Annotated in this window: 11 protein-coding genes; 2 read left to right on the forward strand and 9 right to left on the reverse strand. The window is 57.9% G+C overall.

The window, feature by feature from the left end:
* Window positions 1-1,802, forward strand: a 1,802-nt coding sequence (locus DCO47_RS23135) for a YncE family protein (protein WP_133247424.1), incomplete at its 5' end; no start/stop codon positions are given.
* Window positions 1,803-2,361: 559 nt separating this feature from the next.
* Window positions 2,362-2,721, forward strand: coding sequence for a DUF6124 family protein (locus tag DCO47_RS23140; RefSeq protein WP_042607541.1), 360 nt, complete (start codon window positions 2,362-2,364; stop codon window positions 2,719-2,721).
* 186 nt (window positions 2,722-2,907) lie between these two features.
* Here the strand turns inward: DCO47_RS23140 and DCO47_RS23145 are convergent, their stop codons facing one another.
* The 9 genes from DCO47_RS23145 to fliL form a co-directional block, all read right to left on the reverse strand.
* A complete protein-coding gene (locus DCO47_RS23145) occupies window positions 2,908-3,582 on the reverse strand; it encodes a hypothetical protein (protein ID WP_064362057.1) in 675 nt (224 codons plus the stop codon).
* A gap of 178 nt (window positions 3,583-3,760) precedes the next feature.
* Window positions 3,761-4,900, reverse strand: a complete 1,140-nt coding sequence (flhB, locus tag DCO47_RS23150; protein ID WP_039761196.1) for a flagellar biosynthesis protein FlhB — start codon at window positions 4,898-4,900, stop codon at window positions 3,761-3,763.
* A 3-nt stretch (window positions 4,901-4,903) separates the two neighbouring features.
* The gene (gene fliR, locus DCO47_RS23155; protein ID WP_116658999.1) at window positions 4,904-5,689 is read right to left on the reverse strand and encodes a flagellar biosynthetic protein FliR; all 786 of its coding nucleotides are present in this window, start codon (window positions 5,687-5,689) and stop codon (window positions 4,904-4,906) included.
* Between the two features lie 3 nt (window positions 5,690-5,692).
* Complete coding sequence (gene fliQ, locus DCO47_RS23160) at window positions 5,693-5,962, reverse strand: flagellar biosynthesis protein FliQ (RefSeq protein ID WP_016771067.1); 270 nt, start codon at window positions 5,960-5,962, stop codon at window positions 5,693-5,695.
* The gene (gene fliP / locus DCO47_RS23165) at window positions 5,959-6,717 is read right to left on the reverse strand and encodes a flagellar type III secretion system pore protein FliP (RefSeq protein WP_116659000.1); all 759 of its coding nucleotides are present in this window, start codon (window positions 6,715-6,717) and stop codon (window positions 5,959-5,961) included. Before fliP ends, fliQ begins: the two co-directional genes overlap by 4 nt.
* On the reverse strand, window positions 6,717-7,169 hold the full coding sequence (gene fliO / locus DCO47_RS23170; RefSeq protein WP_083353305.1) for a flagellar biosynthetic protein FliO: 453 nt from the start codon (window positions 7,167-7,169) through the stop codon (window positions 6,717-6,719). The genes fliP and fliO overlap by 1 nt, the downstream gene beginning before the upstream one ends.
* A complete protein-coding gene (gene fliN, locus DCO47_RS23175) occupies window positions 7,170-7,628 on the reverse strand; it encodes a flagellar motor switch protein FliN (RefSeq protein ID WP_016771070.1) in 459 nt (152 codons plus the stop codon).
* Window positions 7,629-7,683: 55 nt separating this feature from the next.
* Window positions 7,684-8,652, reverse strand: coding sequence for a flagellar motor switch protein FliM (gene fliM, locus DCO47_RS23180; RefSeq protein WP_003222890.1), 969 nt, complete (start codon window positions 8,650-8,652; stop codon window positions 7,684-7,686).
* Window positions 8,653-8,661: 9 nt separating this feature from the next.
* Complete coding sequence (gene fliL, locus DCO47_RS23185) at window positions 8,662-9,165, reverse strand: flagellar basal body-associated protein FliL (RefSeq protein ID WP_016771071.1); 504 nt, start codon at window positions 9,163-9,165, stop codon at window positions 8,662-8,664.
* Window positions 9,166-9,324: the final 159 nt, after the last annotated feature.

Here is a 9,324-nt window from a genome sequence, read left to right on the forward strand (position 1 = left end):
ACGGCATGCTGGTCGGCGACAGGATTATCGTCCGCTTGACCGGCGCCCCCGGAACGCCGGCTGCCGGTTCGCACACCACCGAGCCATGGCCCGTCACCAGCGTCGGCCCGCAGGAAATACCGCTGGCCGTCTCGGTGATCGCCTTCAACCTCGCCAAGTCCATCACGCTGGATTACACGGTTACGCGCAGCACCCAGGATCCGAAAGAGTCGCGGATTCGTGCGCTGGCGGTGTTGCAACTGCGTGTGGATCTTTCGCACTCGCCGAAAATCATTCAAGCGGCCGACGGTGGTGACGGGACTGACCTGGATGTGTCCACGCTCACTGCTGCGGCGACTCTTCGTGGCGGTTTCTGGCCGCACATTGCCAGCGGCCAGCGTGTCTGGATGCGAGTGGAAGGCACAAAAAAAGACGATAAACCATATACGCGCACCGTGTGGACTGGCCCGAGCAATGCGGTGAACGCGCTCTGGATATCGCAAGGTTATCTCGATGCATCCTTGCCCTTGGCTGATCTGCAGTGGTTGAAGGATCAAAGCGAACTGGCGGTGACGTTCATGTCCACCCCGGATCACAGCACGGATGAAAACCTGGCGCTGAGTTTTCCGGTACGTACTTATACCGTGAAGGCCGTTGAGGATGCGGTGCTAGTGAAATTCACCAATGCGCCTTACGTGATCGCACCGAGAGGTCGGCTTAAGGATATCGAAGTTCAACTCAGCAATTTGGACGGCCCCCCCCTGCAGGGAACCGTCACATTGGACCTCCCCGCTGATTTCAGCTTTAGCGATGGAGGAAGCGGCTCACGGGATTTCCCCAGCGACATCGAGGGCAAAGTCAGTGTCCGCGGTGTAACAGGCGCTCAGACAAGTGGAAGTTACAATCTGGTGGCCAGTAAAGGTGCGTCAGTTGGCGAGGCATCTGCCACAGTGACGGCCCAGGGGCAACTGACCAATGTATTTATTGGTGGGGGGACCTGGGATATTGCGATCAACTCCGCCGGTACGCTGATATATGTATCAAGCTGGCAGAAAAATAACATCTCCATTATCGATACCGCCACTCATGAAATTGTAAATACAATAGACGATATTCCTGGTGTACATGGAATTGCTTTGAGTCCGGACGAGCGTCTCTGCTATGCGAGCAATGAAACGACAAACACAGTTTCAATTATCGACTTATCGTCGAGCAAAACGATCAAGACACTTACCACCGACGCAGGCCCGGAAGGCGTAATCATAAGCAACAATGGGCAATGGCTATTTACTTGCAATTACCTCACAAATACTGTCACACAAATAGACACAAGAACTTACGAAATTAAAAACATTACTGTAGGAAAAGCCCCCCGCTACGGGGCTGCTAGCCCAGACGGCAAATATATCTATATTTGCAACACTCAAAGTCCTTATATCTCATTAATCGAGATCGAAACAAGCGACGTACGAAAAATTGATCTTATAAATCGCGCATGGAGCATTGCATTTAACGCTATAGGCGAGACTGCTTACGCAATAATGGATAACGACACTGCCGTAATAGATGCAAGACAGCAAACAGTTATAAGATATATCGAAAACAGTGGCGGAAGGGGGATTACAACTACCAGGCTTGGCCAGTATATTTACATCACAGACATGGAAAGCAACAAGCTTGCCAGAACCAACACTGCTACTGGCTTCGTTGGACCATTCTACATTGTTGGCAAAGTCCCTTGCCACCTTACAAAAAGTACAGATGAGAAAAAGTTATATGTCTGCAATTATGAGAGCGACTATATATCATGTATAGATTTATAGCTTTCGAACCAAAGCGAACAAAGGGATCACATTGCGTATTTGCTGTAAAGGGGACGGATTTATTTATCTGGATAATCTGGAGTTGCCGCAGTAATGCAATAAGGCCGGGTTATTGGCTCTTAGTACCGGCCTTTTCGCGAGCAAGCTCGCTCCCACAGTTTGACCGCATTCCAACTGTAGGAGCGAGCTTGCTCGCGAAGGGGCAATCAGGTTCGGCGAAGCTCTTCGATTTAAACGAAGGCGTTTAAAAGACACCTTCAGACACGCCTTTCAGGCTACAAATTCTTGCGTCATTGCCTACAGCCAAGCCAGAATCCGCCGGCTTGTGCGCCTTGGGGGCGGGTTCTATTGTGGTGCGGTCGCTGAATGTTCAGTGATCGGGTTTAGCAGCTCGGCAAATTTCAAGGCACGCGAGTACTGCCATTACGTTATGGCGGCTTTGCGTGGGGCACTTCGGTGCGCCGGGATCCTTGAGCCTGGTCTGCTAACCCGCGTAAAGCCGCCACCCTCTTCGTTTAGCAGCGAAGGCTGACGGCTCCATCTCTCAAGGAGCTTTACCATGATCAAACCAACACCCAACCCACCCGAAACCGACCCCACCTCCCCCTACGAATCCCTCGATTCCAAAAAACTCCACCAAGCCGCCGACCGCGCCCTCGACCACTACCTCTGCCCACCCGGCTCCACCCCACCACCCTTCAGCCCCCGCGCCATGTACGCCGTCACCGCCGACACCAAAAACGAAGACCTGCTGGCCAACGCCTGCGAAACCCTCGCCTCGGCCAAAACCATCGCCCAGGAATTCGCCGGGTTGGTGAAACCGTCGCAGCGCCGGACGCTGATGGGCATCGCGCAGCTGATCATGCTCGGCGAATTGGCGGTGAATCGGGTGCTGGATAATCTGGAGTTGCCGGGTTGACGCAGGCATTGGGGACACCAGTTGATTGATCCAGCGTCACTTCTGACGCCTTCGCGAGCAGGCTCGCTCCCACCGTTGAACGGCTTCCAAAGTGGGAGCGCGAATACTGGCTAAGGCGCAACACAAAACCTTGAGGCAGAAAAAGCCCGCTGCCCCCTTTCAATCGGGGCGGCGGGTTGCAGATCACTACGCCGTTAAAACCTGTTCAGGGGTAATCGGGCCGAAACCGAGATTCTTGCCGTTGATATAGCGCGCGCCCTTGAGCAGCTCCGTACCCTCGATAACGACGACCGCGTCCTGCGTGTACATAAACGTCACCACCGATACCGGCGTCGTACGCTCCGGCAGCCCCCAAGACACTTTTGTCCGCTGCTCTATGAGGGTCAGTGCCCAATCAAACCAAATGATGGGGAGGTCTTCGATCCTGATTTCGCGCTCCGGATCTTCCCAACGAAAGTCCTGCCGCGCCGTCATCAAAAGCGCACTTCCCTCAATGACGAATTCCGGCTTGCCAAATCGCCTCTCCATTTCATCGTTGATCCAGCCATCCAAGTACAAATCCGGATCGGTGAAGAGTTCGAAAAGCATCGCACTGTTGACGATTTTTCCTGCAGAACCACCAATCACACTGTAGTGATTGTGGTACGCCAAACCCTCCAGCTCCGGCCGAATCGCGTTGCTCGACACCTCCAGGTAATTGGCGCTGTAGGCGTTGGCCATCTGCTTGAAATGGGTGAAGTCCAGCATCAACTTGAAAGTCACGGTGTAACCGATTGCGCGATCGGCTGTACGTTGTTCCAACACTCCCGAGACGAATTCAACCTCCATACCTTGCAACTTTATATAGGGCTGGTCTGCCATGATTGCTTCCTCTGAAACCCGATGCAGGCGCCGCTCCCTGGTACTCGCATCAAATGATCAGAGCGACCAATGCAGGGAAATGCCGGGAGAATTCCCATGGCAATGAGAGCGCCGGCGGGCGCGGCCGTCTACTGTCAGACTTGACAGGTTGAGAGGTTTTCCAGACAGACGGTAACCGTCAGGAATCGCGCCGCAGATCAGGCGGAATCGGCAAATCATCCTTGAGCGGATCCGGCCGTTTACCCTTGCCCGCCTGGTGTTGGCGGATCTGGTAGACGTAAGCCAATACCTGCGCTACGGCCAGATACAGCCCGCCGGGGATTTCCTGCTCCAGTTCGGTGGAGTAGTAGATCGACCGCGCCAACGCCGGCGACTCGAGGAGCATGACGTTGTTGGCGACGGCGATTTCGCGGATTTTCAGGGCGATGAAGTCGCTGCCCTTGGCCAGCAGCACCGGCGCGCCGCCCTTCTCCGAGTCGTACTTGAGGGCGACGGCGTAGTGGGTCGGGTTGGTGATGACCACATCGGCTTCGGGGATCGCCGCCATCATCCGCCGCTGGGACATTTCGCGCTGGGTCTGGCGGATGCGCTGCTTGACCTCGGGGCGGCCTTCCTGGTCCTTGTGTTCGTCGCGCACTTCCTGCTTGGTCATCAGCAGTTTCTTGTGCGCTTCCCAAAGCTGCACCGGCACGTCGACGGCGGCGATGATGATCAGGCCGCAAGCCAGCCACAGCGTGCTCCAGCCCACCAGCAAAACGCTGTGGATGATCGCCATGTCCAGTGGCTCGTGGGCGATGCGCAGAAAGTCATCGACGTCGGCGGACAACACCACCAACGCCACGCCCAGGGTAATCAGAAACTTCGCCAGTGCCTTGAGCAGTTCGACCACAGCCTTGAACGAAAACATGCGCTTGAGGCCGGCGGCCGGGTTCATCCGGCTGAATTTGGGCGCCAGGGAGCTTGCGGCGAACAGCCAGCCACCGAGGGAGATCGGGCCGATCACGGCGGCGAGCAACAGGGTGATCATGACTGGCTGAATCGCCAGCAAGGCAATCAACCCTGACTCCAACAGAAAACGGCCCATGGCGCCTTGGTCCATGACCACTTCACGGGACAGGGTGAAGTTCAGGCGCATCACGTCCATCAGTTCTTGCGCGAGCATGCCGCCAAAAATCAGCAGCGCAGCGGCACCGGCCATCATCACCGCAAGGGTGTTGAGCTCTTTGGAACGGGCAATCTCACCCTTCTCTCGGGCATCCTTTTTACGTTTGTCCGTGGGGTCTTCTGTTTTGTCCTGACCGCTTTCGCTCTCTGCCATGACTCAGCGCGCCCGTGCCAGTTCGCGTAGCAACTGCAAGGCCTCGCTGGCCAGCGGTTGATACTGGTTGAGAATGTCCGCCAGACCCACCCAGACGATGAACAGGCCGAGCACCATGGTCAGCGGAAAACCGATCGAGAAGATATTCAGTTGCGGCGCGGCGCGGGTCATCACGCCGAAGGCGATGTTGACTACCAGCAAAGCAGTGATCGCTGGCAGCACCAGCAGCAACGCGGCGCCAAGCACCCAGCCGAGTTTGCCGGCCAGTTCCCAGTAATGCTCAACCATCAGACCGCCGCCGACCGGCAGCGTGGTGAAGCTTTCAGTCAGGACTTCGAACACCACCAGGTGGCCGTTCATCGACAGGAAGAGCAGCGTCACCAGCATGGTGAAGAACTGACCGATCACCGCCACCGAAACGCCGTTGGTAGGGTCGATCATCGAAGCGAAGCCCATACCCATCTGCACCGCGACAATCTGCCCGGCGACGGCAAAGGCCTGGAAGAACAGTTGCAGGGAAAATCCGAGCACGGCGCCGACCAGAATCTGCTCGCCGATCAACATTAGACCGCTGAGGTCAAGCGGGCTGACGGCGGGCATCGGCGGTAGCGCCGGGGTGATGACCACGGTGATCGCCACGGCGAAATACAGGCGCACGCGGCGCGGGATCAGGGTGGTGCCGAACACCGGCATGACCATCAGCATCGACGCCACGCGAAACAGCGGCAACATGAACGACGCCACCCAGGTGCTGATCTGGGTGTCGGTCAACTGAAGCAGCGATTGCATGGCTTAGCCGATGACCATCGGGATGTTTTTGTACAGCTGGATGATGTATTCCATGAACGTCTGCACGATCCACGGACCGCCGATGATCAGGGTCACCAGCATCACCAGAAGGCGCGGCAGGAAGCTCAGGGTCTGTTCGTTGATCTGCGTGGCGGCCTGGAACATCGACACCAGCAGGCCGACCAGCAGGCTCGGCACCACCAGGATGGCGACCATCATGGTGGTCAGCCACAGCGCTTCACGAAAGATATCGACCGCGACTTCCGGCGTCATGGCGAAACACCTCCAAAACTGCTGGCCAGGGTGCCGATGATCAGCGCCCAGCCATCCACCAGCACGAACAGCATGATCTTGAACGGCAACGAGATGATCAGCGGCGAGAGCATCATCATACCCATGGCCATCAGCACGCTCGCCACGACGAGGTCGATGATCAGGAACGGGATGAAGATCATGAAGCCGATCTGGAACGCGGTTTTAAGTTCGGAAGTCACGAACGCCGGCACCAGGATGGTCAGCGGCGCCTGATCCGGGGTGGCGATGTCGGTGCGCTTGGACAGGCGCATGAACAGCTCCAGATCGCTGGTGCGGGTCTGCGCGAGCATGAAATCCTTGATCGGCACCTGAGCTTTTTCCACCGCTTGCTGCGCAGTGAGGGTTTCCGACAGATACGGTTGCAATGCGTCGTTATTCACCCGGTCGAATACCGGCGCCATGATGAACAGCGTCAGGAACAGCGCCATGCCGGTGAGGATCTGGTTCGACGGCGTCTGTTGCAGACCGAGGGCCTGACGCAGGATCGAGAAGACGATGATGATCCGCGTGAAACTGGTCATCAGAATGACCGCCGCCGGAATAAAGCTCAGCGCGGTCATGATCAGCAGGATCTGCAGACTGACCGAATATTCCTGCGCGCCGTCGGCATTGGTGCCCAGCGTAATCGCCGGGATCGACAACGGATCGGCAGCCAACGCCAGCGGCGCGGCCAGCAACAGGACCAGCGTCAAGACGATGCGGAGCGCACCCATTACTTCGTATCCTTCTGATCCTTGCCGAGAATTTTCAGCAGATGCTGAGCAAATTCCGGCGTCGCTTTTTCACTGGCGGAGGGCACTTCGACCGGTTCCTTGAGCACATGCAGCGCGGTGATGGTGCCGGGGCTGAGGCCGAGCAGGATCTGCTCGTTGCCGACCTGTACCAGCATCAATCGGTCACGCGGGCCGAGCGCGCGCGAACCGATCAACTCGATCACCTGCCCCTTGCCCGCCGGCCCTGCCTGCTGCACGCGGCGCAGCAGCCAGGCGAGGAAGAAGATCAAGCCCAGCACCAGCAGCAAACCGAACACCAGTTGCGTCAACTGCCCGGCCACGCCGCTGTTGACCATTGGCGCGGTGGCGGCAGGCGCAGCCGTGGTTGCGCCCGGCTCGGCAGCCAGCACACTCAACGGCAATGCCAGCAGACCCCAGAGAAACCTTTTCACTCAGCGCAGCTTCTTGATGCGTTCGCTTGGGCTGATCACGTCGGTCAGGCGGATGCCGAACTTCTCGTTGACCACCACTACTTCGCCGTGGGCGATCAAGGTGCCGTTGACCAGCACGTCGAGCGGCTCACCGGCCAGACGATCGAGCTCGATCACCGAACCCTGGTTGAGTTGCAGCAGGTTGCGGATGTTGATGTCGGTACTGCCGACTTCCATGGAAATCGACACCGGAATGTCGAGGATCACGTCCAGGTTCGGACCGTCGAGGGTCACCGGATCGTTGTTCTTCGGCACGCTGCCGAACTCTTCCATCGGCAGACGGTTGGAGCTGGAAGTGCCGGCGTCGGCGGCCAGCAGTGCATCGATGTCAGCCTGGCCGGCGTCACCGGTTTCTTCCAGGGCCGCAGCCCATTCATCGGCCAGTGCCTGATCGTCCTGCGCGTTCATATCGTCGTTCATCATGTGTCCTCGGCGGGCAACAATTCGGTTAAATACGGGGGTGAAAGGCGCCGCCTCAGCGACGCTCGATCGGCTCGATCACTTGCAACGCGAGGTTGCCTTTGTGCGAGCCCATCTTGACCTTGAAGGCCGGCACGCCGTTGGCGCGCATGATCATGTCTTCCGGCATCTCGACCGGGATCACATCGCCCGGTTGCATGTGCAGGATGTCGCGCAGCTTCAACTGGCGGCGGGCCACGGTGGCACCGATGGGCACGTCGACATCGAGCACGTCCTGGCGCAGGGCATTGACCCAGCGCTCGTCCTGATCGTCGAGGTCGGACTGGAAACCGGCGTCGAGCATTTCCCGCACCGGCTCGATCATCGAGTACGGCATGGTCACGTGCAGGTCGCCGCCACCGCCATCGAGTTCGATGTGGAAGGTGGAGACGACAATTGCTTCGCTCGGGCCGACGATGTTGGCCATGGCCGGGTTCACTTCCGAGTTGATGTACTCGAAATTGACTTCCATGATCGCCTGCCAGGCTTCCTTCAGATCGACGAAGGCCTGCTCGAGCACCATGCGCACCACGCGCAGTTCGGTCGGGGTGAATTCACGCCCTTCGATCTTGGCGTGACGGCCGTCGCCGCCGAAGAAGTTGTCCACCAGTTTGAACACCAGTTTGGCGTCGAGGATGAACAGCGCAGTGCCGCGCAGCGGTTTGATCTTGACCAGATTGAGGCTGGTCGGCACGTACAGCGAGTGCACGTATTCGCCGAACTTCATCACCTGCACGCCACCGACGGCAACGTCCGCCGAGCGGCGCAGCATGTTGAACATGCTGATGCGGGTGTAGCGGGCGAAACGCTCGTTGATCATTTCCAGCGTCGGCATGCGTCCACGGACGATGCGATCCTGGCTGGTCAGGTCGTAGCTTTTGACACTGCCGGGTTCGGCAGCATTATCGGTCTGTACCAGACCATCATCGACGCCATGCAACAGCGCATCGATTTCATCCTGGGACAGCAGATCCTGCACGGCCATGTCGTGTTCCTACTGCAGTACGAAATTAGTGAAAAGCAACTGTTCGATGACCACTTTGCCCAGCTCTTTCTGCGCTACTTCCTGGACGCTGGCGGTGGCCTTCTGGCGCAACATCTCCTGGCCGACCGGGGTCGCCAGTGTGGCGAAATCCTGACCGGAGAAGAGCATCACCAGGTTGTTGCGGATAACCGGCATGTGCACTTTGAGCGCGTCCAGATCGGCCTGGTTACGCGCCAGCATGGTAATGCTCACCTGCATGTAGCGCTGACGGCCGTTCTGGTTGTAGTTGGCAACGAAGGCTGGCGCCATCGGCTCGAAAATCGCTGCCTGCTTGCCGACCGGCGCTGCTTCAGCGGCCTCGGCAGGCTTGCTCTGGGCGCCGTGCATGAAGAACCAGGTCGCCCCGACGGATGCACCAATGGCCACCAGCAACGCCAGCACGATCACGATGATCAGCTTGAGTTTGCCTTTGGTTGCCGGGTCTTTTACTGCTGCAGCTTCGCTCTTCGCCATGCCAATAATCCGTCACTAATCGGGGGTTTCACAGTCGCACGGCAAGGCAAGAGCAAGTGTTATGCCAGAAGTGTCGGAGGCTGAAGGGAGGGCGACATAAAACAAATGTAGGAGTGAGCCTGCTCGCGATTGCGGTGTGTCAGTCAACGAGTCCGCTAA

It is taken from the genome of Pseudomonas sp. NDM (genome assembly GCF_003105095.1).
GTDB classification, from domain to species: Bacteria; Pseudomonadota; Gammaproteobacteria; order Pseudomonadales; family Pseudomonadaceae; genus Aquipseudomonas; species Aquipseudomonas moraviensis_A.